At 61.2% G+C, this 24,732-nt stretch carries 19 protein-coding genes; 16 read left to right on the top strand and 3 right to left on the bottom strand.

All coding sequences use genetic code 11. The features are described from left to right. The first annotated feature begins 307 nt into the window (after positions 1-307). The 12 genes from PSFL_RS12660 to PSFL_RS12605 all read left to right on the top strand — a co-directional run bounded on the left by PSFL_RS12660 (position 308) and on the right by PSFL_RS12605 (position 16,811). Positions 308-1,624 carry a nucleotide sugar dehydrogenase gene (locus PSFL_RS12660; protein WP_057438225.1) on the top strand — a complete coding sequence of 439 codons (1,317 nt, stop codon included), beginning with the start codon at positions 308-310 and terminating at the stop codon, positions 1,622-1,624. Positions 1,625-1,707: 83 nt separating this feature from the next. Then, positions 1,708-3,189: a mannuronan synthase gene (alg8, locus tag PSFL_RS12655; protein WP_397470133.1), complete on the top strand. Its 1,482-nt coding sequence runs from the start codon at positions 1,708-1,710 to the stop codon at positions 3,187-3,189. A gap of 37 nt (positions 3,190-3,226) precedes the next feature. After that, positions 3,227-4,396 carry an alginate biosynthesis protein Alg44 gene (locus tag PSFL_RS12650; RefSeq protein ID WP_029297907.1) on the top strand — a complete coding sequence of 390 codons (1,170 nt, stop codon included), beginning with the start codon at positions 3,227-3,229 and terminating at the stop codon, positions 4,394-4,396. 107 nt (positions 4,397-4,503) lie between these two features. Beyond that, a complete protein-coding gene (gene algK / locus PSFL_RS12645) occupies positions 4,504-5,940 on the top strand; it encodes an alginate biosynthesis TPR repeat lipoprotein AlgK (RefSeq protein ID WP_115129434.1) in 1,437 nt (478 codons plus the stop codon). Continuing rightward, complete coding sequence (locus PSFL_RS12640) at positions 5,937-7,424, top strand: alginate export family protein (protein ID WP_057438224.1); 1,488 nt, start codon at positions 5,937-5,939, stop codon at positions 7,422-7,424. Before algK ends, PSFL_RS12640 begins: the two co-directional genes overlap by 4 nt. After that, positions 7,424-9,013: a mannuronan 5-epimerase AlgG gene (gene algG / locus PSFL_RS12635; protein WP_115128949.1), complete on the top strand. Its 1,590-nt coding sequence runs from the start codon at positions 7,424-7,426 to the stop codon at positions 9,011-9,013. The genes PSFL_RS12640 and algG overlap by 1 nt, the downstream gene beginning before the upstream one ends. An 11-nt stretch (positions 9,014-9,024) precedes the next feature. Beyond that, positions 9,025-10,473: an alginate O-acetyltransferase gene (locus PSFL_RS12630; protein ID WP_057438391.1), complete on the top strand. Its 1,449-nt coding sequence runs from the start codon at positions 9,025-9,027 to the stop codon at positions 10,471-10,473. Positions 10,474-10,481: 8 nt separating this feature from the next. Further along, positions 10,482-11,582 carry a mannuronate-specific alginate lyase gene (locus PSFL_RS12625; RefSeq protein WP_169959733.1) on the top strand — a complete coding sequence of 367 codons (1,101 nt, stop codon included), beginning with the start codon at positions 10,482-10,484 and terminating at the stop codon, positions 11,580-11,582. 187 nt (positions 11,583-11,769) lie between these two features. Further along, positions 11,770-13,302 (top strand): MBOAT family protein, encoded by a 1,533-nt coding sequence (locus PSFL_RS12620; protein WP_057438220.1) that lies wholly within the window; start codon positions 11,770-11,772, stop codon positions 13,300-13,302. Positions 13,303-13,313: 11 nt separating this feature from the next. Beyond that, a complete protein-coding gene (locus PSFL_RS12615) occupies positions 13,314-14,504 on the top strand; it encodes an alginate O-acetyltransferase (RefSeq protein WP_057958524.1) in 1,191 nt (396 codons plus the stop codon). Positions 14,505-14,520: 16 nt separating this feature from the next. Beyond that, complete coding sequence (locus PSFL_RS12610) at positions 14,521-15,174, top strand: alginate O-acetyltransferase AlgF (protein ID WP_057438217.1); 654 nt, start codon at positions 14,521-14,523, stop codon at positions 15,172-15,174. Between the two features lie 185 nt (positions 15,175-15,359). Further along, a complete protein-coding gene (locus tag PSFL_RS12605; protein WP_057438216.1) occupies positions 15,360-16,811 on the top strand; it encodes a mannose-1-phosphate guanylyltransferase/mannose-6-phosphate isomerase in 1,452 nt (483 codons plus the stop codon). Between the two features lie 126 nt (positions 16,812-16,937). On the opposite strand, the gene PSFL_RS12600 is transcribed toward PSFL_RS12605, so the two are convergent. After that, entirely contained in the window at positions 16,938-19,718 is a 2,781-nt protein-coding gene (locus PSFL_RS12600; protein WP_397470132.1) for a dermonecrotic toxin domain-containing protein, read from the bottom strand. Between the two features lie 203 nt (positions 19,719-19,921). Between PSFL_RS12600 and PSFL_RS12595 the strand changes: the two genes are divergently transcribed. Both PSFL_RS12595 and PSFL_RS12590 read left to right on the top strand, forming a co-directional pair. Continuing rightward, on the top strand, positions 19,922-20,386 hold the full coding sequence (locus PSFL_RS12595) for a hypothetical protein (RefSeq protein ID WP_057438212.1): 465 nt from the start codon (positions 19,922-19,924) through the stop codon (positions 20,384-20,386). 20 nt (positions 20,387-20,406) lie between these two features. Beyond that, complete coding sequence (locus tag PSFL_RS12590; RefSeq protein ID WP_397470131.1) at positions 20,407-21,219, top strand: SDR family oxidoreductase; 813 nt, start codon at positions 20,407-20,409, stop codon at positions 21,217-21,219. A 41-nt stretch (positions 21,220-21,260) separates the two neighbouring features. Here the strand turns inward: PSFL_RS12590 and PSFL_RS12585 are convergent, their stop codons facing one another. Then, on the bottom strand, positions 21,261-22,115 hold the full coding sequence (locus PSFL_RS12585) for a LysR family transcriptional regulator (RefSeq protein WP_397470130.1): 855 nt from the start codon (positions 22,113-22,115) through the stop codon (positions 21,261-21,263). A gap of 111 nt (positions 22,116-22,226) precedes the next feature. Between PSFL_RS12585 and PSFL_RS12580 the strand changes: the two genes are divergently transcribed. Together PSFL_RS12580 and PSFL_RS12575 are read left to right on the top strand one after the other, a co-directional pair. After that, the gene (locus PSFL_RS12580) at positions 22,227-23,414 is read left to right on the top strand and encodes an MFS transporter (protein ID WP_273865308.1); all 1,188 of its coding nucleotides are present in this window, start codon (positions 22,227-22,229) and stop codon (positions 23,412-23,414) included. Beyond that, entirely contained in the window at positions 23,414-23,818 is a 405-nt protein-coding gene (locus PSFL_RS12575; protein WP_057438390.1) for a hypothetical protein, read from the top strand. Before PSFL_RS12580 ends, PSFL_RS12575 begins: the two co-directional genes overlap by 1 nt. A gap of 46 nt (positions 23,819-23,864) precedes the next feature. Here PSFL_RS12575 and PSFL_RS12570 read toward each other — a convergent pair whose 3' ends face one another. Further along, a complete protein-coding gene (locus tag PSFL_RS12570) occupies positions 23,865-24,725 on the bottom strand; it encodes an HlyD family secretion protein (protein WP_057438208.1) in 861 nt (286 codons plus the stop codon). Between the last annotated feature and the right edge of the window lie 7 nt (positions 24,726-24,732).

Raw genomic sequence — 24,732 nt, 5'->3', positions numbered from 1 at the left:
TGAGCCTACCCAAATGGGTCAGTGAGACAACCCAATGCGTTGATAGATAAGGGCTTTATGTCCATATCAAGGCGTTGCGGCACTGACGCCAGACCCTTCTCACCGAAGGCTGGCTGCATTTCAGGGCAAGCCCCAACAATAAGGCCAAGTTGCGCACAACTTGAGTGCATTAGTTAGTCACTCGACTTTTAACATGCCTGTACATGGCAATGCTGTGTCTATTCACCGCATTACCTAGTGCATGAGTGACGCTTGAAAACATGAACTCCGGCCATCTAATGGCGTGATAAAGATAGAGGTAAATGCGATGCGCATCAGCATATTTGGTTTGGGTTACGTGGGCGCAGTATGTGCCGGTTGCCTGTCTGCACGGGGCCACGAAGTGGTCGGCGTAGACATTTCCAAGGATAAGATCGACCTGATCAACGCGGGCAAATCCCCCATCGTTGAACCCGGCCTGGGCGAACTGTTGAGCCAGGGCATTGCCACCGGCCGCTTGCGCGGTACCACCAACTTCGCCGACGCCATCCGCGATACCGACCTGTCGATGATCTGTGTCGGCACGCCGAGCAAGAAAAACGGCGACCTGGAACTCAACTACATCGAGGCGGTATGCCGCGAGATCGGTTTTGTCCTGCGTGACAAGACCACCCGCCACACCATCGTGGTGCGCAGCACCGTGTTGCCCGGCACCGTGGCCAACGTGGTGATCCCGATCCTCGAAGACTGCTCCGGCAAAAAAGCCGGCGTCGACTTCGGTGTCGCGGTCAACCCGGAGTTCCTGCGCGAATCCACGGCCATCGCCGACTACGACCTGCCACCGATGACCGTGATCGGTGAACTGGACAAAGCCTCCGGTGATGTCCTGCAATCGCTGTACGAAGAACTCGATGCGCCGATCATCCGCAAGGACATCGCCGTTGCCGAGATGATCAAGTACACCTGCAACGTGTGGCACGCCACCAAAGTCACCTTCGCCAACGAAATCGGCAACATCGCCAAGGCCGTAGGCGTCGATGGTCGCGAAGTGATGGAAGTGGTCTGCCAGGACAAGACCCTCAACCTGTCCCAGTACTACATGCGCCCCGGCTTTGCCTTCGGCGGCTCGTGCCTGCCAAAAGATGTGCGCGCCCTGACCTACCGCGCCAGCACCCTGGACGTGGAGGCGCCGCTGCTCAACTCGCTGATGCGCAGCAACGAATCCCAGGTGCAGAACGCTTTCGACATCGTCTCCAGCCACGACAAGCGCAAGGTCGCCCTGCTGGGCCTGAGCTTCAAGGCCGGCACCGATGACCTGCGTGAAAGCCCACTGGTGGAACTGGCGGAAATGCTTATCGGCAAGGGCTTCGACCTGAGCATCTACGACAGCAACGTCGAATACGCCCGTGTGCATGGGGCCAACAAGGACTACATCGAAGGCAAGATTCCCCACGTGTCGTCCCTGCTCAACTCGGACTTCGACGATGTGATCAACAACAGCGACGTGATCATCCTCGGCAACCGCGACGAGAAATTCCGCGCCCTAGCCCAGCAAGCCCCGCACGGCAAGCAAGTGGTCGACCTGGTGGGCTTTATGTCCCAGGCCACCAGCGTCAGTGGCCGTACCGAAGGCATTTGCTGGTAACAGCAACGGCAAGTTTCAAGCTGCAAGTGTCCTGATCCCCAGCGCTTGCAGCTTGAAGCCTTCTTCACCTTCGGATGACGCTTATGTCCAAGTTAAAACACGTACTGCTCCAATCCGCCGGCTGGCTGGTCTTTCTGAGCCTGCTGATGGGACTCGCCCTGCTGCTGCCGGCGAGTACGTTCGACTCCGAGTCGAAGAGTTTTATTTTCCTGATTGGCGCCGTGGGTATCTGGCGCTACTCGATGGGTGCTACGCATTTCTTTCGCGGCATGCTGTTCCTGTACGTGGTCTACCCGCACCTGCGGCGCAAAGTGCGCAAGCTGGGCAAGGCGGCGGACCCGTCCCATGTGTTCCTGATGGTTACCAGCTTTCGTATCGACGCATTGACCACGGCCCAGGTCTACAGCTCGGTGATCCGCGAGGCCATCGAGTGCGGTTTCCCCACCACCGTGGTCTGCTCCCTGGTGGAAATGTCCGATGAGCTGCTGGTCAAGAGCCTCTGGGAAAAGATGAACCCACCGGCTCACGTCAAGCTCGACTTCGTGCGTATCGCCGGTACCGGCAAGCGCGACGGCCTGGCCTTCGGTTTTCGGGCGATCTCCCGCCACCTGCCGGACGACCGCGCCGTGGTGGCGGTGATCGACGGCGACACCGTGCTCGCCGAAGGCGTAGTGCGCAAGACCGTGCCGTGGTTCCAGCTGTTCGGCAATGTCGGCGGCCTGACCACCAACGAGTTCTGCGAAGTGCGCGGCGGCTACATCATGAGCGAGTGGCACAAACTGCGCTTCGCCCAACGCCACATCAACATGTGCTCCATGGCCCTGTCCAAGCGCGTGCTGACCATGACCGGACGCATGTCGGTGTTCCGTGCCAGCGTCGTCACCGACCCCGGTTTTATCGCCGACGTGGAAAGCGACTCGCTGCAACACTGGCGCCTGGGCCGTTTCAAATTCCTGACCGGCGATGACAAGTCCAGCTGGTTCAGCCTGATGCGCCTGGGTTACGACACCTTCTACGTGCCCGATGCGGCGATCAACACCGTGGAACACCCGCCGGAAAAGAGCTTTATCAAGGCCAGCCGCAAGCTGATGTTCCGCTGGTACGGCAACAACCTGCGCCAGAACTCCCGGGCCCTGGGCCTGGGCATGGGCCGCCTGGGTCTGTTCACCAGCGTGGTGCTGTTCGACCAGCGCGTGTCGATGTGGACCTCCCTGCTCGGCCTGACCGTGGCGATCATCGCCACCTTCAAGTACGGCGGCGCGTTCATCCTCGCTTACCTTTTGTGGATCGGCATCACCCGCCTGATCCTGACCCTGTTGCTGTCGTGCTCGGGACACAAGATCGGCCCCGCCTACCCGGTGATTCTCTATTACAACCAGATCATGGGCGCGCTGGTGAAGATCTACGTGTTCTTCCGCCTCGATCAACAGTCCTGGACCCGCCAGGACACCAAACTGACCCGCGATTTGGCCAGCTTTCAACGTTGGTTCAACACCTGGTCGTCTCGGACCATGACCTTCTCCGCCGGCAGCATTTTCGTCGCCGTGTTGCTGATGATGGTCTGACCCTGCCAAGCCTGAATTAACTTAAGGAAATGCCCTGATGAACAGTCAAGTAAACGCCAACGTTGTCCACGAGTCCGAAGCCCAGCGCCAACACGCCCGGGTGAAAATCCCGGCCAAGCTGCGCTTCTTCGGTGCCGACCGCACGCCCATGGAAGTACGGGTCATCGACCTGTCCGCCGGCGGCCTGGCCTTCAATGCCGCCCAGCAACCGCTGAAGGTCGGCGATGTGCATAAAGCGCGCCTGCAGTTTGTCATCGATAACCTCGGCCTGGCGATGGACGTGGAGCTGTTGATCCGCTCCCACGACCGCCAGACCGGCCGCACCGGCTGCCAGTTCCAGAACCTGGATGCCCAGGATATTTCCACCCTGCGGCACCTGATCACTTCGCACCTGTCCGGCGATATCGTGACCATGGGCGATGTACTGGCGACCCTGCAGCGCGACAACTTCACCAAGGCACGCAAGGTCAAGGACAGCGGCAGCGGCATGAGCGCCTTTGGTCGCCTGCGCGCCGTGACGTTCAGCCTGGCGATCTTCCTGGTGGGCCTGGCGGCATTCGGGTTTGTGTTCAAGTCGGTGTATGGCATGTACTTCGTCAGTCATGCCCAGGCCGGCCTGGTCAGCGTGCCGGGGATGAACGTCACGATGCCCCGCGACGGCACCGTGCAAAGCCTGATCAAAGACAACGGCGTTGCCGCCAAAGGCGCGCCACTGGCGACCTTCAGCACCAGCATGCTGGATGTGCTCAAGGGCCACCTGGACGAAGACCAGCTGCAACCGGCCAAGGTCGAAGAGCTGTTCGGCAAGCAAATGACCGGCACCCTGACCTCCCCTTGCGACTGCATCGTCGCCCAGCAACTGGTGGCCGATGGTCAATACGCGAGCAAGGGTGATGTGATCTTCCAACTGGTGCCGCGCGGCAGCCAGGCGAATGTCGAGGCGCGCTTCTCCTATCGCCAGTTCGGCGACGTGCGCCCAGGCACCCCGGTGAGCTTCCAGGTCGCCGATGAAGAACAGACCCGCACCGGCACCATCGTCAGCAGCACCAGCCTCAACAGCGCCGACCTGTCCTCGGATATCCGCGTGCAGATCAAGCCCGATGCCCCGCTGGACAGCGCCTATGCCGGCCGCCCCGTGGAAGTGACCAGCGACCGTGGTCCGTCCCTGAACTGGCTGATTGATAAAGCCATGGCTGCTGGTTTGTAAGCGAGGATTTGCCTGTGAACCCTATTTCAAGAACAACACAATCCTTGTGGGAGCCCACTTCTGTGGGAGCCGGGCTTGCCCGCGATAGCATCGACTCGGTGCAGCAGATGCACCGCGGCGATGCCATCGCAGGCAAGCCAGCTCCCACAAAAGCTCGCTCCCCCTTGCGACCTGTGGCGCTGCTGGCATTGGCCGTCACACTGGCCGGTTGCGCCGGCCTGCCCGACCAGCGCCTGGCCAATGAAGCCCTCAAGCGTGGCGACACCGCCACCGCCGCGCAGAACTACCAGCAACTGGCAGAGCTGGGCTACAGCGAAGCCCAGGTCGGCCTGGCCGATATCCAGGTCGGCAGCCGTGACCCGGCGCAGATCAAGCAAGCCGAAGCCACCTACCGTGCGGCGGCCGATATCTCGCCCCGCGCCCAGGCCCGTCTCGGTCGTCTGCTGGTGGCCAAGCCCGGCGCCACCGAAGCCGAGCACCGCGAAGCCGAAGGCCTGCTGAAAAAAGCCTTTGCCAATGGCGAAGGCAACACCCTGATCCCGCTGGCCATGCTGTACCTGCAATACCCCCACGATTTCCCCAGCGTCAACGCGCAGCAGCAGATTGATAGCTGGCGCACCGCCGGCTACCCGGAAGCCGGCCTGGCGCAGGTGCTGCTGTACCGTACCCAGGGCACCTACGATCAGCACCTGGATGACATCGAAAAAATCTGCAAGGCCGCGCTGAACAGCACCGATATCTGCTACGTCGAACTGGCCACTGTCTACCAGAAGCGCGAGCAACCGGAGCAACAGGCCGAACTGCTCAAGCAGATGGAAGCCGGCTACAGCCGTGGCACCGTCAGCGCCCAGCGGGTCGACAGTGTGGCCCGTGTGCTGGGCGATGCCTCATTGGGCAAGACCGATGAAAAAAGCGCCCAGGCCCTGCTGGAAAAAATCGCCCCTGGCTACCCGGCGTCCTGGGTCAGCCTCGCGCAACTGCTCTACGACTTCCCGGAACTGGGCGACGTCGAGCAGATGATGAAGTACCTCGACAACGGCCGCGCCGCCGACCAGCCCCGCGCCGAGTTGCTGCTGGGCAAGCTCTACTACGAAGGCAAGTGGGTGCCGGCCGATGCCAAGGCCGCCGAAGCCCACTTCCAGAATGCCCAGGGCCGGGAAGTGGCCGCCGATTACTACCTCGGCCAGATCTACCGCCGTGGCTACCTGGGCCAGGTCTACCCACAAAAAGCCCTGGATCACTTGCTGACGGCGGCGCGCAACGGCCAGAACAGCGCCGACTTCGCTATCGCCCAGCTGTTTTCCCAAGGCAAGGGCACCCAGCCCGACCCGCTCAACGCCTATGTGTTCAGCCAATTGGCGAAGCGCCAGGACACGCCGCAGGCCAATGAACTGGCCGCGCAACTCGAACAACAACTGCCGCCCGCCCAGCGCGCCGAGGGCCAGCGCCTGCTGCAACAAGAGCTGGCCGCCCGTGGTGCCTTGAGCCAAAGCACGCTGCAACTGCACGCCCTGCAAGAAGAAGACGGCGAGGAATCCCTATGAAACTCAATCCATTCGTCAAGGCCGGTATTGGCCTGACCTTCGCCCTGCTGTGGTCGTGCCCGACCCTGGCCGCGCTGACCGAAGACAAGAACTTCGGCCTGGACGTGAAAGTCACCGGCCAGTCCGAAGACGACCGCGACCTGGGCACGCAAAAAGGCGGCGACGTCAACGGCATCGGCCTGGATGTGCGCCCGTGGATCTACGGTGAAAGCGGCGCCTGGAGCGCCTACGCCATGGGCCAGGCGGTGGCGTCCAGCGACATCATCGAGACCGACACCCTGCAACAGTCCGATGGCGACACCACCGAGCAATCGAGCAACAACGACCGCAAGACCAAGAAAAACTACCTGGCCCTGCGTGAGTTCTGGGTCGGCTACAGCGGCTTCACCCCCTACCCCGGCGAGATCCTCAAGCTGGGCCGCCAGCGCCTGCGCAATGATGACGGGCAATGGCGCGACACCAACATCGAAGCGCTGAACTGGACCTTCGACACCACCCTGCTCAAGGCCAATGTCGGCGCCGCCGAACGCTTCAGCGAGTACCGCACCGACCTCAAGGAACTGTCCCCCGAAGACAAGGACCGCCAGCACTTCTACGCCGACGCGGCCTACCAGTGGACCCCGGGCCATTGGGTTGGCGTGCGCGGTCATCACAGCCATGACGACGGCAAGCTCGACTACCCGCAACCGGGCGTGGCCGCCGATTCGCTGGACAAGCGCCAGAACGGCGACCTGACCTGGCTCGGCATTGAGGCCAACAGCGACGCTTATAACTGGCGCAACACCAACACCGTCAACTACTGGGCCAGCGTCACCGGCATGCAGGGCGACCGTAGCAACGTCAACGCGCTGAACGCCGACGGTAGCCGCCCGGCCAACGCCAAGCGCAATACCGATGTGGATGGCTGGGCCACCGACCTGGGTGTGCGCCTGCGCCTCGACCCGCAGTGGCAAGTGGGTGCGGCCTATGCCCGCGCCAGTGCCGACTACGAGCAGAACGGCCTGCAAAGCAACCGCTCGAACTTCACCGGCACCCAATCGCGGATGCATCGTTTTGGCGAGGCGTTTCGCGGCGAGATGAACAATATGCAGTCCATGAGCCTGTTCGGTTCCTGGCAGTTGCGCGATGACTACGACGCCAGCCTGGTCTACCACAAGTTCTGGCGTGTGGACGGCAACAAGCCAGTGGGCAGCAATGGCATCGACGCGGTGCAGAACAACTACGACGACGTCACCGGCGCCGTGCTGTCCAGCGCCTCCCTGCCCCTGGAAGACGGTAAGAAAGACCTTGGCCAGGAGATGGACCTGGTGGTCACCAAGTACTTCAAGAAGGGCCTGCTGCCCGCCGCCCTCAGCCAGTCGATCGACGAACCGTCGGCCCTGGTGCGCTTTCGTGGCGGTGTGTTCAAACCGGGCGACGCCTATGGCAAGCAAGTCGACTCGTACATGCACCGCGCCTTTGTCGATGTGATCTGGCGTTTCTGATGGGAGCCTGCGCAATGAATCCTCACGCCCTCAAAGGCTCGGCCCTGCTCGCTGCGGCAATGCTGCTGGCGTGCGCCCCGGCCTTTGCCAATGTCGAGCCGCAGGTCAAGGCGCCCACCCTCGCCAAGGAACTGCAACAGGCCAAGACCTACACCATCACCAGCCCGCCTACGGCGCCGCTGGAGATGGCCAAGCCGCCGCTGCCGGACCTCTCGGGCTACACCGCCGAAGCCGTGGCGAAAAAAATCGTGCGCAGCAAGGCCGGTAAGGTCAGCGTGCGCCGGATGATGCAGGAAAACGCCCTCAAGGACTTTATCGGCGGCGACAACAAGATGGCCGAATGGGTGGTGCGCCAGCACGGCATTCCCCAGGCGATCTTTATCGACGACGGCTACATGAACCTCAAGGACCTGCTCAAGAAGGTGCCCAAGCAATACCTGAGCGAAACCTCTCCCGGCGTGTTCCTGGCCAGGCTGCCGATTGTGGTCGGCGAAAAAGGCATCCTCGAAATCGACGGGCAGACCCAGGAATTGCGCCTGTCCCAGGAAGCCGGCTCGTTCCTGGTCAACGACGGCCAGCTGTTTGTGCGCGACACCAGGATCACCGGCTGGCGCGAGAAAACCAACGGCCCGGCGACCTTCCGCTCGCCCACGGAATTCCGCCCGTTCCTGCTGGCCTGGGGCGGTACCCAGACCTATATCGTCAACAGCAAGATGGCCAGCTTCGGCTATGCCAACAGTAAGTCCTACGGTGTGAGTATTTCCCAGTACACGCCGAACATGGCCAAGGTCCTCAAGCGCCCGGAGCCGACCGGCTGGATTGTCGATTCCGAGTTCTCGGACATGTGGTACGGCTTCTACTGCTACGAGACCACCGGTTTTGTGATCAAGGGCAGCACCTACAAAGACAACATCGTCTACGGCATCGACCCCCACGACCGCTCCCACGGCCTGATCATTGCCGACAACACCGTGTACGGCACCAAGAAGAAGCACGGCATCATTATTTCCCGTGAGGTCAACGACAGCTTCATCTTCAACAACCGCAGCTACGACAACAAGCTGTCGGGCCTGGTGATCGACCGTAACAGCGTGAACAACCTGATCGCCGACAACGAGATCTACCGCAACCACACCGACGGCATCACCCTCTATGAGAGCGGCGATAACCTGTTGTGGGGCAACAAGGTGATCAGCAACCGTCGCCACGGCATCCGTATCCGTAACAGCGTGAACATCCGCCTGTACGAGAACCTCGCCATGGCCAACGGCCTGACCGGGGTCTACGGCCATATCAAGGACCTGACCGACACCGACCGCGACATCGCGCTCGACCCGTTCGACACCAAGGTCTCGCTGATCGTGGTTGGCGGCGAGCTGGCGGCCAATGGCAGCGGGCCGCTGTCCATCGACTCGCCGTTGAGCATCGAGCTGTACCGCGTGTCGATGCTCGCGCCGACCAAATCCAGTGGCATCAGCTTCTCCGGCGTTCTAGGTGAGCGCCAGGAAGAGATTCTCGACTTGCTGGTACGCCAGAAAAAAGCCGTGCTGATCGACCCTGTCGAACGCCAGACCCCATTGCAGGACTGAGGATGACCTTTATGCACCCACACATGATCAAGCTACTCAGCCTCTCGGGTTTGACCCTCGGCATCCTGGCCGCCAGCAGCGGCGTGCGCGCCGATGAAGCCCAGGCGCCGAGCTTTACCGCCGAGCCGTGCTGCAACCTGTGCCCCGAGGCACACGATGCAAAGAACTACACCACCCGCTACCAGCAGAACTTCACCACCCTGGTACAGGCCCAGGGCGACTGGCTGTTCCGTACCCAGGAAGACCTGCGCACCGAATTCGACACCACCCCGGCCGGCTACAAGCGCATGCAGCAACTGCGCGATGCGTTCAAGAGCAAGGGCGTGGAACTGGTGGTGGTCTACCAGCCGACCCGTGGCCTGGTGAACCGCAACAAGCTCAACCCGCAGGAGAAAGCCAGCTTCGATTTCGACAAGGCCCTGGGCAACTACAAGAGCATGCTCGGGCGTTTTGCCAAGATGGGCTATGTGGTGCCGGACCTGTCGCCGCTGACCAACGAGCAATTGCCGGACGAACAGCCGGCCCACGACTTCTACTTCCGTGGCGACCAGCACTGGACCCCGTATGGCGCCCAGCGCACCGCAAAGATCGTCGGGGCCAAGGTGCGCGCCATGCCCGAGTTCGCCGGGATCCCCCAGCGTGAATTCGAGACCAAGAAGTCCGGGCGCATGGGCAAGACCGGCACCCTGCACAACATGGCCGGACAGCTGTGCGGCACCAGCTACGCGATCCAGTACATGGACCAGTTCAGCACCGAGCCCAAGGGCGAAGCGGCGGACGGCGACCTGTTCGGCGACTCCGGCAACCCGCAGATCACCCTGGTGGGCACCAGCCACAGTGGCAAGAACTACAACTTCGCCGGCTTCCTGGAACAGGAAATCGGCGCCGACATCCTTAACGTCGCCTTCCCCGGCGGTGGCCTGGAAGGCTCGATGATCCAGTACCTGGGCAGCGAAGAATTCCAGAAGACCCCACCGAAGATTCTGATCTGGGAATTCTCACCGCTGTATCGCCTCGACCAGGAAACCACCTACCGCCAGATGATGGCCCTGCTCGACAACGGCTGTGAGGGCAAGCCGGCGCAGATGAGCGCCAGCGCCACCCTCAAGCCGGGCAAGAACGAGTTGATGGTTAACAGCAAGAACATGGACCTGCGCAACAGCCGTCATCAGGTCGACATTCGCTTCGCCGATCCCTCGGTGAAAACCCTGCAAGCCACCCTCTGGTACATGAACGGGCGCCACGAGGACATCAAGATCGACAAACCCGAAACATCCGAGACAGACGGGCGTTTCGCCTTTGAACTGCGCACCGATGAAGACTGGGCCTCGCAGAACCTGCTGGCCGTGGAAGTGCAGGGCCCCGAAGCGGGCGCTGCGGCGCAGAAAGTCGAAGCGAAAATTTGCACACGCAACGTATTCCCCGCGGGTGGTCAGCAGACTGCTTCCGCCGGGCAATGAGGTTACCTATGCAGAAGTTATTGATTCCAACGTTGCTCGGCCTGGCGATGTTTGCCGGCCACGCCAACGCCGCCGCGCCGCTGCGTCCGCCCCAGGGCTACTTCGCGCCGATTGAAGCGTTCAAGACCGGCGACTTCAAGAATGACTGCGACGCAATGCCGACGCCCTACACCGGCTCGCTGCAGTTTCGCAGCAAATACGAAGGCTCCGACAAAGCCCGCTCGACCCTGAATGTGCAGTCGGAAAAAGCCTTTCGCGACAGCACCGCCGACATCACCAAACTGGAAAAAGACACCAGCAAGCGAGTGATGCAGTTCATGCGCGACGGTCGCCCGGAGCAATTGCAATGCACGCTGAACTGGCTGGTGAGCTGGGCCAAGGCCGATGCGTTGATGTCCAAGGACTTCAACCACACCGGCAAGTCGATGCGCAAATGGGCGTTGGGCAGCATGGCGTCGGCCTATGTGCGCCTGAAGTTCTCCGAGTCGCAACCGCTGGCCAGGCACCCACAGGAATCGCAGTTGATCGAAGCCTGGTTCAACAAACTGGCCGAGCAAGTGGTCAGCGACTGGGACAACCTGCCCCTGGAAAAAACCAACAACCATTCGTACTGGGCCGCCTGGTCGGTGATGGCCACATCCGTCGCCACCAACCGTCGCGACCTGTTCGATTGGGCGGTGAAGGAATACAAGGTCGGTGCCAATCAGGTCGACGCCCAGGGCTACCTGCCCAACGAACTCAAGCGCCAGCAACGGGCCTTGGCCTACCACAACTATGCGCTGCCACCGCTGGCGATGATCGCCAGTTTCGCCCTGGTCAACGGCGTGGATGTACGCCCGGAAAACAACGGCGCGCTCAAGCGCCTGGGCGACAAGGTGCTGGCCGGGGTCAAGGATCCGGAACTCTTCGAGCAGAAGAACGGCAAAGAGCAGGACATGCAGGATCTGGAGCAGGACTCGAAATTCGCCTGGCTGGAGCCCTTCTGCACCCTCTACACCTGCGCCCCGGAGGTACTGGAGCGCAAGCACGAGATGCAGCCGTTCAAGACCTTCCGCCTGGGTGGCGACCTGACCAAGGTCTACGACCCGGCGCATGAAAAAGGCAGTTAGCCGCTGATCGTTCCCACGCTCCGCGTGGGAATGCAGCACGGGACGCTCTGCGTCCCACAGCGTGACGCAGAGCGTCACAAGAGGCATTCCCACGCAGAGCGTGGGAACGATCGCCCTCCCCGGTTTTCGTGGGGGGTTTGGGGGGGCCGTTGGCCCTTGACTGTTGGTTAAACATGGAGAGATCGGGATGGTTTTCTCGTCCAATGTGTTCCTGTTTCTGTTCTTGCCGATCTTTCTCGGCTTGTACTATTTGAGCGGGCAACGCTATCGCAATCTGCTGCTGCTGATTGCCAGTTATGTGTTCTACGCCTGGTGGCGAGTGGACTTCCTGGCGCTGTTCGCCGCCGTGACCCTGTGGAACTACTGGATCGGCCTCAAGGTCGGTGCCGCAGGCGTGCGCACCAAGCCGGCCCAGCGCTGGCTGCTGCTCGGCGTGGCGGTCGACCTGTGCATCCTCGGCTACTTCAAGTACGCCAACTTCGGCGTCGACAGCATCAACCTGATGATGAAATCGGCGGGCCTGGAGCCGTTTATCCTGACCCACGTGCTGTTGCCGATCGGGATCTCGTTCTACATCTTCGAGTCCATCAGCTACATCATCGACGTGTACCGCGGCGACACCCCGGCCACCCGTAACCTCATCGACTTTGCGGCGTTCGTGGCGATCTTCCCGCACTTGATTGCCGGCCCGGTGCTGCGTTTTCGCGACCTGGCCGACCAGTTCAACAACCGCACCCACACCCTGGATAAATTCTCCGAGGGCTGCACGCGGTTCATGCAGGGTTTTATCAAGAAGGTGTTTATCGCCGACACCCTGGCGGTGGTGGCCGACCATTGCTTTGCCCTGCAAAACCCAACCACCGGCGACGCCTGGCTCGGCGCGCTGGCGTATACCGCGCAGCTGTATTTCGACTTCTCCGGCTACAGCGACATGGCGATCGGCCTGGGCTTGATGATGGGCTTCCGCTTTATGGAAAACTTCAAGCAGCCGTATATCAGCCAGTCGATCACCGAGTTCTGGCGGCGCTGGCATATCAGCCTGTCCACCTGGCTGCGTGACTACCTGTACATCACCCTGGGCGGCAACCGCAAAGGCACGCTGACCACTTATCGCAACCTGTTCCTGACCATGCTGCTCGGTGGCCTGTGGCACGGCGCGAACATCACCTACATCGTCTGGGGCGCCTGGCACGGCATGTGGCTGGCGATTGAAAAAGCCATCGGCCTCAACACCTCGCCACGCAGCTTCAACCCGGTGCGCTGGGCCTTCACCTTCCTGCTGGTGGTGATGGGCTGGGTGATCTTCCGTGCCGAAAACCTGCACGTCGCCGGGCGCATGTACGGCGCGATGTTCAGCTTTGGCGAGTGGTCGCTGTCGGAACTCAACCGCGCCAACCTGACGGGCCTGCAAGTGGCAACCATGGTGGTGGCCTACGCCACGCTGGCGTTCTTCGGCCTGCGCGACTTCTACAACAATCGCCCGGCCGACAAGGCCAAGCCGGCTGATCCGAGCCTGATCAAGGCAGTGCCTGGCGACACCCCCGGCAGCATCCAGGAGCCCGGTTTCAGCGTCGGCAGCAACGCCGCCGTGCAACCGGCCTACTGGACCGCTGACTGGCCCCGCTATGCCATGCGCGCGGTGATCCTGCTGCTGTTTGTGGCTTCGATTCTGAAACTCTCGGCGCAAAGCTTCTCGCCGTTCCTTTACTTCCAGTTCTGAGGGAGCCGACCATGACCCGTTCATTCCGCATCCTCTACGCCGCGCTGTTCATGGCCCTGCTTATGGCCCTGGGCGCGTGGTCGGTGCGCAGTTTCTTCGGTTTCAATACCAACGCCGAGGCCACCGTGCTCAACGGGCGCTGGGCCAAGGCCGTCGAGACCCATTACGACGACGAGTTCCCGATCAAGCGCCTGGGCACCAACCTCTGGGCCGCCCTGGACTACAAGCTGTTCAACGAAGGCCGTCCCGGCGTGGTGCTGGGTCGCGATCACTGGTTGTACAGCGACGAGGAGTTCAACCCCGCCGTCAACGAAGAGCAGAACCTGCAAGACAACTACGCCCTGGTCGAAGGCGTGCGCCAGACCCTCAAGGCCAAGGGCGTGCAGTTGGTGATGGCGATTGTCCCGGCCAAGGTGCGCCTGTACCCGGAGCATCTGGGTGAAGTGCAACCGGCGAGCATTCATGCCGGGCTTTATCAGGACTTCCATGCGCGGGTTGCCGCCGACAAGATCCTCGCCCCCGACCTGCTGGGCCCGCTGCAACAGGCCAAGCTCCACGGCCAGCAGGTGTTCCTGCGCACCGACACCCACTGGACCCCGGATGGCGCCGAAGTCGCCGCCAAGCAGCTGGCCAGGACCATCAACGCCAAGACCCTGCTCAGCGGCGAGCCCCAGCGCTTTGTCACCGACGCCGAGGGCATCGCCCCCCACAGCGGTGACTTGCGCCTGTTCCTGCCCCTGGACCCATTGTTCGAAAACCTGATGCCGCCCAAGGAGCCCCTGCAAAAACGCGTGACCCACGCGGTGCAGGCCCAGGCCGCAGGCGACGACGCCCTGTTTGCCGACAGCGAGATGCCGGTGGCCCTGGTGGGCACCAGCTACAGCGCCAACCCCAACTGGAACTTCGTCGGCGCCCTGAAGCAAGCCCTGGGCAGCGAAGTGGTGAACTACTCCGAAGACGGCCACGGCCCGATCCTGCCGATGCTCAGCTACCTGAAAAGCGATGACTTCAAGAACAGCCCGCCGCAAGTGCTGATCTGGGAGTTTCCGGAACGCTATCTGCCGGTGAACAACGAAATCGGCGAAGCCGACCCCGAGTGGGTCGCGCAGCTCAAACAAGCCGGTACGCGCCAACAGAACATGGCAAGCAACACCCCAGTTAAAACCGAAAAATCCGAGACGCCCGACCGGGCGCAAAACTGAAAGAGAGGTAACTCACATGACTTTCACTACTACTCCGCGTCGTCTCGCCAAGACTCTGGCCCTGGCCGCCGGCATGAGCTTCGTATCCATGTCCGCGTTCGCAGGCGACGCCGCCCTCTATGGCCCCGTCGCACCGAAAGGCTCGAGCTTCGTGCGCCTGTTCAACGCCAGCAACCAGGAAGTCAGCGCCAGCGTCGGCAACACGGCGTTGAGCGATGTGGCACCGCTGGCCAGCAGTGACTTCAGCTTCCTGCCGGGCGGTGACTACAGCGCCAAGGTCGGTAGCCAGAACGTCACGGTCAAACTGGCCGCCGATCACTATTACACCCTGGTCAACAGCGCCAGCGGCCAGCCGCAACTGATCGAAGAACCGCCGTTCAAGAACAAGCAGAAATCCCTGGTGCGCGTGCAGAACCTCAGCGACAAGGCCCTGACCCTGAAAACCGCCGACGGCAAGACCGATGTGGTCAAGGCCGTGGCCGCCAAGGGCCGTGGCGAGCGCGAGATCAACCCGGTGAAGGTCAGCCTGGCGCTGTACGACGGCGACAAGAAGGTTGGCGATGTGAAGCCGGTGGCCCTGGAACGTGGTGAGGCGGCGGTGCTGTATGTCACCGGCTCCGGCAGCAACCTGTCGCCAGTGTGGGTCAAGCGCCCCGTGTCGACCCGTTGATGATTTCCCTGAGTTGAGACGCCCCCTTGTGGGAGCTGGCTTGCCAGCGATGGCGGTCTTGAGGGCGCTATCGCAGGCAAGCCAGCTCCCACACTGTCCGCGTGTCGACTCAGGACCGAGACAAAAACAAGAGTGAAACGACAAACCTTCGTAGCTCTGACCCAAATCGATTCAAGGAGAAACACATGATCCCAGTAATCCTTTCCGGTGGTAGCGGCTCACGTCTTTGGCCGCTTTCCCGTAAACAGTTTCCTAAACAGTTCCTGGCCCTGACCGGCGAGCACACGCTGTTCCAGCAAACCCTCGAGCGCCTGGTGTTCGAAGGCATGGACGCACCGATCATCGTCTGCAACAAAGACCACCGTTTTATCGTCAATGAGCAACTGAGCACTCGCAAGCTCGACAGTCAGCGCATCCTGATGGAACCGTTTGGCCGCAACACCGCGCCGGCCGTGGCCCTGACCGCGATGATGCTGGTCAATGAAGGCCGCGATGAACTGATGCTGGTCTTGCCGGCCGACCATGTGCTGGATGACCAGAAAGCCCTGCAACGCGCCCTGGCCCTGGCCACCGTGGCGGCCGAGCGTGGCGAGATGGTGCTGTTCGGTGTACCGGCCACCCGTCCGGAAACCGGCTACGGCTATATCAAGTCCACCAACGATTCGCTGCTGCCCGAAGGTGTCAGCCGGGTGCAGCAGTTCGTCGAGAAGCCGGATGAAAAACGCGCCGTCGAGTTCGTCAAAAGCGGCGGTTATTTCTGGAACAGCGGGATGTTCCTGTTCCGCGCCAGCCGCTTCCTCGAAGAGCTGAAAAAGCACGATCCGGACATCTACGACACCTGCGTGCTGACCCTAGAGCGCAGCGAACACACCGCCGACACCGTGACCTTCGACGAAGCCACTTTCGCCTGCTGCCCGGACAATTCCATCGACTACGCGGTGATGGAAAAAACCCAGCGCGCCTGCGTGGTGCCGCTGAGTGCCGGCTGGAGCGACGTGGGTTGCTGGGCCTCGTTGTGGGCGGTCAATGACAAAGACGCCAACGGCAACGTGACCAAGGGCGACGTGGTGATCCAGGACAGCAAGAACTGCATGATCCACGGCAACGGCAAGCTGGTGTCGGTGATCGGCCTGGAAAACATCGTGGTCGTGGAAACCAAGGACGCGATGATGATTGCCCACAAGGACAAGGTCCAGGGCGTCAAGCAGATGGTCAACACCCTGAACGAACAGGGGCGCAGCGAGACCCAGAACCACTGCGAGGTCTACCGTCCGTGGGGCTCCTACGACTCGGTGGACATGGGCGGGCGTTTCCAGGTCAAGCACATCTCGGTCAAGCCGGGCGCGTGCCTGTCGCTGCAGATGCACCACCACCGCGCCGAACACTGGATCGTGGTCAGCGGCACCGCCGAAGTGACGTGCGACGAGAATGTGTTCCTGCTCTGCGAGAACCAGTCCACCTACATCCCGATTGCCTCGGTGCACCGCCTGCGCAATCCGGGCAAGATCCCGTTGGAGATCATCGAAGTGCAATCGGGCAGCTATCTGGGCGAAGACGATATCGAGCGGTTTGAAGATATCTACGGGCGCTCGACTCCCGTCGAGCGTGGTGTGTCAGTGAAAACCATCGCGCAGTAACACCGCAAAACAAAAAGCCCTCGCCCAGCCCGTTGCGTCCCCTATCCGCAGTGGGCTGGGCGGGGGCTTTTTCTGATCGGGCCACTTTGCAGATTGGCAGCGATCACCCACACAGCGTTGTTCCCTTCACTCGAAATAGTCCTTGAAATTGTTCGGCCCCAAATACAGAAAGTTCGACGGCGTCAGCTTGATTTCTTTGGCCATCTTGAGCTCGACGAACTGGCTGCCGGCCGTGACCGGGCCTAAATCCGTGGGCACCTGGTCAGAGCTGAAGATCACCATATAGTCGCCACTGCCCACATAGCGTTCATTCCCTAAAAACAACAGGTTCTCAACGTTCTCGCTGTTAAATTGCTGGCCTGGGGGGTTAACGTACACACCGCCCTTTGAACCCGCACGCCTTTCACCACGCGCCAGATCATTGATGCTTCGCTCGCGAGCGATCGCTTCTGCGCCGGCCTTGCTGGTGTAGTGAATGTAAACCGGCTTGCCGTTGTAAGTGCCCGAATCCACTATCGACTGCCAATCCTGATGATTGGCCAAGGGTTGATTGGTTGCTGAGCTTGATGCCAGCGGGCCTTGCCCGGCAGGCTGTTCGCGGGCAGCGTTGACCCCCTTGCCTTTTCTATTGCCCCCCAGCATCTTGCTCGCGCGCCATTGGTTATCGGCACCTGTTTCAACGGTCAGTACGGGTTTACCGGTCTGGGGATCAATAATCTGGACATAGCCGTCACTGAGTTTGAAATCACCTTTAATCTCATACGTCTTGGCGATACCGGACTGATCGGTGTAACGGATAAACCAACGATCTACCCCCGCCTCGTTCTTGTACTGATAAATCCCTCTAGCATTGACTGTGCTCTTGGCCAGTAACGATTCGCCATCGGCAATGGCGTAGGCGCTGATGTTGTCCGTTTGTGACGGTTGCAGGCGATTGGACACATCGGCATCAACGTAGGGAGAGTCAGGCGCCGGTTCGGACGCGGACTCCACGGAGGGTTCAGGGGCTAGCGGTTCTTCTTTGGGCAGGGCAAAGGGGTCCGCGGCATTTGAGCTGAGACCGGCAGAGGAGAACAAGGTGTTGATCATGCCATCGAATGTCTTCGACGCCCCGTCATGACGTTCAGCCTGGGTGTCGCCCGAAATCTCTTTTTCGGTGCCCAATACCACTTCCGTGAGACTTGTGATGACGGCAGCGGCGGCGACCGGAGCAGCCAGCGGGGCCAGTTTGACCAGCAGTTCTGCGCCGACCGAAATGTCGTTGAGCCAGGTGTCACGGGTGACCTCGCTGTTGGATTTGATCGCGGTGTCTGCGTCGTTCCTCATACGCTGCTGGCCACTGTCCGCCATGTGACTGAACACATCGCCCTTGATCGCGATATTGCTGCGGTCAATGACGTTGCCCTCCTGGTTGCTGACGCTATCCGTACTGAGGTATTCCAGGGATGAGTCGACGCCGTTTTTTGGCCGTATCTCAGAGATCAGGGAACCCAGCGGCACGATTGCATTAAAGAATGCGGTCCCAAAACCACCGGACTCACTGTTCTGCCGATCAGCCAACGAGAAGTGCGACTCCAGGGCTTTGCGCGTCTGGGGCGTCTTGCCTTGATCGCTGACCCATTGATCCATTTTTTCCAGTGAGGCGAATTTCAGAAAGGCCGGCTTGGCGTCAGGAATATAGAGAATTTGCACGCCGTCCAGGCGCCCGCTGGCATCCTTCTGGAGCCCCTCTGCGGGCAGGGTAAAACGCAAAATATCACTGGACTGAAAGCCATTGATATCAAATGCATGAACCTGGACATCGCCGGTTACCGGGGAAGTTGCCTGCAGTTTCTCCACGGTCATGGGCTGATCTTCGGCTATTTCTGCACCGGTAACCGCCTTCATCAGCCGTTTATAGTCACTCCTGGTGAGCTGATGCTCGGGCGGCTGCAGCGCTCGTTCGGCCGGTAACTTCGCCTCCTGGGCCTTGAGTTGCTCGCCTGCCCTATAGATGAATATGCCTTTCTGGACTGTGCGGTAGCCATCGGCGTGGTCTTTCCAGAAGCTGTCGATTTTTGCCGACATGGTTGTCTGGAAATCGGATTTCCAAAGGGCCTTCATAAAGGCCGAAGGCGCCAGGGGGATTTCGTTGTGGGCGCCATAGCCTGCTTTGGCGCTTTGTCCGGGGCCGTCTTTATACAAGCCCGCTTCCGAGTCCAGAGTGCCGGGAATCCCGTCGTACTCGGAAAAGTTCTTCAACACGGCGTCAGTCAAACTGATGGATGACGAGGGTTCTTCCTTCATGTGTTCCCAACCGGTAGCGGTTTGCCCTGATTGCGAACTGTTAAAACGATTCAGGTAAGTCTTGTCGGCGTCTACATGGATTCCGGTCAACCCGAACACAATTTCTTCTGCACGCTTTTTGGCTTCTTTGCGCACATCTGGAAACGCGACGGCCGTGTCCAACACAATCTTTTTGAATTTGGTTTTTTCGACATTGGCCTTGGCGGCTCGCTCGGTAATGACTGCGTAGGCATTCGAGGGACTTGTCGGTGCCAGGGCAGACACGGTCTGCCTGAGTTGGATGAGCCCCTCTCGGTTTTGCGGAATGCTCCAGCCATTGGCGGTGATGTATTGCGCAAGGCTGACTTCCATGGTCGGGCCTGGGTGTTGCGCATCTGGAGCCAATTGTATTTTGGCGGCTTGCAAGGCCGGGAGAATATGCTCATTGGATATACGGCCCGTTGCAAGGCCTTGCTCCAGGCCTGCCAGGGTCAGTATCAGCGCGTTACGGTTGTCCAGGGCACTGTTGCCGGCAACGGTGGTGGCTTGGGGATTGGAGGCGGACTTCATTGGGCTGCTCTCATCGTCAGAAGCGAAGGAGCGGTAGGCTGGAACAGCAAAATTTTGTACGGATAAGGTCATGGCGTTGTTCTCGGCACGTATAAAAAAAGCTCACAGAACAACGACCGTCAGTCTGTGGCTGTATATAGGTGTGTGAAGCGAACAACCCCCTTGATTCCAGCGCGAAGGTTACGTGGAGTGTCCGTTCGGGGGTGACCGCAACCCGATAGGCAACCGCATGCTGTCAACGGTACGATGGTTCATCTACCCACGAGGCTGCCCCCATGTTCTTCGGCGTTCTGCTCATCATCACCTGGCTGGTCCTACTCCTGCGCTACCCGGCCAAGGCATTGCCGGTTTCCCTCGCCGCAGCAGTGGGTTTGGGCTTCGTGGCGATATGGGTGGTCTGGCTGGACAACCGCGAGGCCTCGCAACTGGCGCGCCTGGAGCTGCGCATCCACTATGCCCCCGATCAGTGCCCCGCCGACCGCCCCTTGCAGCTCAAGCTCAACAACGGCAACGACGTCCCCCTGACCGAACTGCGCTGGCGCGTCGCCGCCTACGCACCAGGTGATACGGTGAACCTGGCAGACAACGTCTATGCTGCCCCGCGTTATCGCGGCCCCGGCGAACTGCAGGCCGGCGCCACCTGGGAAGACTGTCTGCCGGTGCCGCCCCTGCGCCCCGGCTACCGCCCGCAAACCCTGGAGTTTCGCGCCGAACACCTGCAAGGCAGCTTCTCCGACTAACCACTACCAAGGATTGCCCCATGCCTAACGTGCTTATCACCGGTTGCTCCAGCGGCATCGGCCGTGCCCTGGCCGATGCCTTCAAAGTCGCCGGCTATGACGTATGGGCCAGCGCCCGCCGTCCCGAAGACGTCGCGGCCCTCGCATCTGCCGGTTTCAAGGCCGTGCAACTGGACGTCAACGATGGCGCGGCCCTGGCGCAATTGGCCGGACAGGTGGGCGGGCTGGATGTGTTGATCAACAACGCCGGCTACGGCGCCATGGGCCCGCTGCTCGATGGTGGCACCGAGGCCCTGCAGCGCCAGTTCGAAACCAACGTGTTCGCGATCGTCGGCGTGACCCAGGCGCTGTTCCCCGCCCTGTGCGCGCGCAAAGGGCTGGTGGTGAATATCGGCAGCGTTTCCGGAGTGCTGGTCACGCCGTTTGCCGGCGCCTACTGCGCCTCCAAAGCCGCCGTGCATGCCTTGAGCGACGCGTTGCGCATGGAACTCGCACCGTTTGGCGTGCGAGTCATGGAAGTGCAGCCGGGGGCGATCAACACCCACTTTGCCAAGACCGCCGGCACCCAGGCCGAATTGCTGATCAATGAACAATCGCCGTGGTGGCCACTGCGCGAAAGCATCCGTGCCCGCTCCCAGGCCTCCCAGGACAAACCGACCCCGGCCAGCACCTTTGCGGCGGATGTGCTCAAGGCCGTGCAACAGAGTGAACCACCGCGCCTGCTGCGTTCGGGGAATGGCAGCCGGGCGCTGCCGTTGATGGCGGCGCTGCTGCCCAAGGGGCTGTTGGAGACGGTGTTGAAGAAGCGATTTGGGCTGGGTGGAGCACTTTGATCACCGTGGCGAGCGGGCTTGCCCTCTGCACGGGGTCTTCGCTATTTCATGAAGTCAATAAACGCCCGCACCTTCAGCGGTAAATGCCGCGTGTCCGGATATAGCGCATACACCCCCTGAGGCGCGAAACGATGATCCCGCAACAGGCGTACCAGCCGCCCCGCGTCCAGGTCCTCCTGCACCAGCCACTGCGGCAGGACCGCCACGCCATGCCCGCGCACGGCAAATGCTTGCAGCACGGCGGCACTGTCGACCACCAGCGCACTGGGGCCAGAGCGATACTGATGTTCGCCACCTGCCGGGTCGGTCACGCTCAACTCAGTCAGGCGGCCATGCCCCAGCTTGGGCAGTCGTTCTAGTTCATCCAACGTATGGGCACTACCCAAACCAGGCGCCGCAACGGCAAATACCTGATAGGTGGATAACTGCACCGCACGATGATTGGAGTCCACCAGGCGCCCCAGCCGGATCGCCACGTCAAACCGCTCGGAGATCAGGTCGGCATGGGTCGAGGATGTGGATAAGTGGATGTTGAGGTCCGGGTGCAGGCGGCGAAAACCCTCCACGGCCGGCGCGACCACCGCCAACGCATATTCAACAGTCGTGGTGATGCGCAGGGTGCCTTTGAGCTGGGCGTGCTCAGAACGGGCCTCTTCCACTGCCAGCCGTGCTTCTTCGAGCATGCGTGTACAGCGCAGGTAGAAACGTTCGCCGGCATCGGTGAGCGCCAGTTGGCGGGTACTGCGGGTGAGCAGGGTGACGCCCAGTTCGGCTTCCAGACGTTTGAGATTGAAGCTGACCACCGCGCGGGTCTGGCCCAGCAGATCGGCGGCGGCCGTCAGCGAGCCGGCCTCGACCACGGCTTTGAAAGTGTCGAATCGGTCCAGACTGACCATGGCCACAGCCCCCATTTGTCAAAATATTTTTGACAAACTAACAGGCAAACCCGTGTATCCCAAGCTCTGCAACCGGCCTACCCTGCCAGCCTCAAACGCTGGATCGCCCCTATGACCTACCGCTCGAAAGTCGCCTGGATCTTTTTACTGGGCTTCGCCCTGGACCTGGTGAACATGTTTGTCGCCACCGTCGCCTACCCGGATATCGCCCATGAACTGCAGGCTTCGGTCACGCAATTGGCGTGGATCAGCAACGCATACCTGCTCGGCCTGACCCTGATTATTCCGCTGAGCGTCTGGCTCGCCGCAGTGTTGGGCGAGCGGCGCTTGATCGCCGCGAGCTTGGGGCTGTTTGGCATGGCATCGGTGCTGGTGGGCCAGGCCGAGTCGATTCAGGCCCTGATCGGCTGGCGGCTGTTGCAAGGCTTGGGGGGTGGATTGCTGATACCGGTGGGCCAGGCCTTGGCGTACCGACACTTTGCCCCTGGGCAGCGTCACCAGCTGACGGCCCGAGTGATGTCGGTGGCGCTGTTGGTGCCAGCACTCTCCCCGGCGCTGGGCGGCTTGCTGGTGGACACGGTGTCGTGGCGCTGGATCTTCTATGCCAACCTGCCATTGGCCCTCCTGACCCTGCTGCTGGCACTGCTGTGGATAAAACCCGATGTGCCCGCAACCTCGCGACCGGCCCTGGCCTTGGGGAGTCTGTTCAAGCAGATCCGCCACCCGATGCTGCGAGTGGCGATGCTGGTGTATCTGTTTATCCCCGGCGTCTTTATCGGCACCAGCCTGGTCGCCATCCTCTACCTGCGAGGCCTTGGATACGACGCGACACGCACCGGGGCCTTGATGCTGCCGTGGGCACTGGCCTCGGCCCTGGCCATCTACCTGAGCAAGCAGTTGTTCAGTCGGTGCGGGCCCAAGCCATTGCTGCTGGCCGGCATGGCCTTGCAATGCGCCGGCATCCTGCTGCTCAATGCTGCCCAGCCCGCCCTGCTGGTGGGCGCCTATGCCCTGATGGGCCTGGGTGGCAGCCTGTGCAGCAGCACCGCGCAGACCCTGGCCTTTCTGGATATTCCTGCCGAACGCATGGGCCACGCCAGCGCGCTGTGGAATATCAATCGGCAAGTGAGCTTTTGCCTCGGCGCAGCGGCACTCAGCGCCGTGCTTTCGGCCTCGGATTCCTTCACCATGACCTTCTTGATCGCGGCAGCGCTGACACTGCTGCCGCTCTTCGCAGTGCTGAGCCTGGATACCTCTAGGGTTCGCGCACTGCTTCACCCAGCCAGCGAGCCTCAATGATGATTGATTACAGCGACTTTTTTGAAGAAGTGATCCAGACCCACATCGAGATCGAGCAGTGGTTTGCCGGCACAGCCCCCGAAGGCACCCTGCAGAACCTGCTGGCGCGCTTCTCCCCCGAGTTCAGCATGATCGCCCCCGCCACCGGCGCACGGGTGAATGCCGCCGGGGTCCAGGCCCTGTTCACTCGCCTGGGCGGCATGCGGCCCGGATTGAAAATCACCTTGAGTGAACTGACCGGCATCGACCGTCATGCGCGGGGTGCCACGGTGACCTACCGTGAGCATCAGGTTGATCACAGCGCCAGCCAGACGGATCGCCGGGCCACCGTGGTGTTCGAGAAACAGGCCAGCGGCGCACTGCTGTGGCGGCACCTGCATGAGACCTATATCCAGGGCCAATAACCCTCCCCTGCAGGAGCCGGCAGGCGACGTGCCTGATGCCCTCTGTTTAGTTTTGTGCCTGGTTGACGATCACCGTGCAAGTAATCCCCGCCGCCAGCAACACCCCCTCCGGCACTTCATCAATATGAATCCGCACCGGTACCCGTTGGGCCAGGCGTACCCAGTTGAAGGTCGGGTTCACGTCGGCGATCAGTTCGCGGCTCTCGGGGTTGTCGCGGTCGTAGATGCCGCGGGAGATGCTTTCCACATGGCCCTTGAGGGTCTCGCCGCTCATCAGTTGCATATCGGCTTTATCACCGACTTTCACATGGGGCAGCTTGGTTTCTTCGAAGAAGCCGTAGACCCAGAACGAGTTCATATCGACTACGGCCATCTTGGCTTCGCCAATGCGCGCATAGTCGCCGCGATGCACGTTGAGGTTGGTGACATAGCCGTCGACCGCTGACACGACTTGCGTGCGTTTCAAGTTCAGTTCGGCGGCCTCCAGTTGCGCCAGGGCATGTTGGTAGTCGGCCAGGGCCGAGTCGGCGATGTTGCTGGCGTCGTCGCGGTTCTCTTTGGAGATCACCAGGGCGTCGAGGTCGGCGCGGCGGTGGGCGTTGACCTTGCGCATCTCCCAGGTGGCTTTGCGTGAGGCGACCAAAGATTGCGCCTGCTTGACCGCGATGCGGTAGTGCTCGGGGTCGATCTGCATCAGCAGGTCGCCCTTTTTCACCAACTGGTTGTCACGCACCGGCACATCCACCACTTCGCCGGTGACGTCGGCGGCCACGTTGATGATGTCGGCGCGCACCCGGCCATCGCGAGTCCATGGGGTCTGCATGTAATGGACCCACAAGGTGCGGCCAATCCAGATCGCCAGGGCCAGAACCAGCAGGGTTGCGAGCAGGCTGAAAAACTTTTTCATCGGGGCA

Origin of the sequence: Pseudomonas sp. DD1, assembly GCF_044510355.1 — a bacterium.
Classification (GTDB): domain Bacteria; phylum Pseudomonadota; class Gammaproteobacteria; order Pseudomonadales; family Pseudomonadaceae; genus Aquipseudomonas; species Aquipseudomonas shahriarae.
This window is presented reverse-complemented; position numbering and strand designations above follow the sequence as displayed.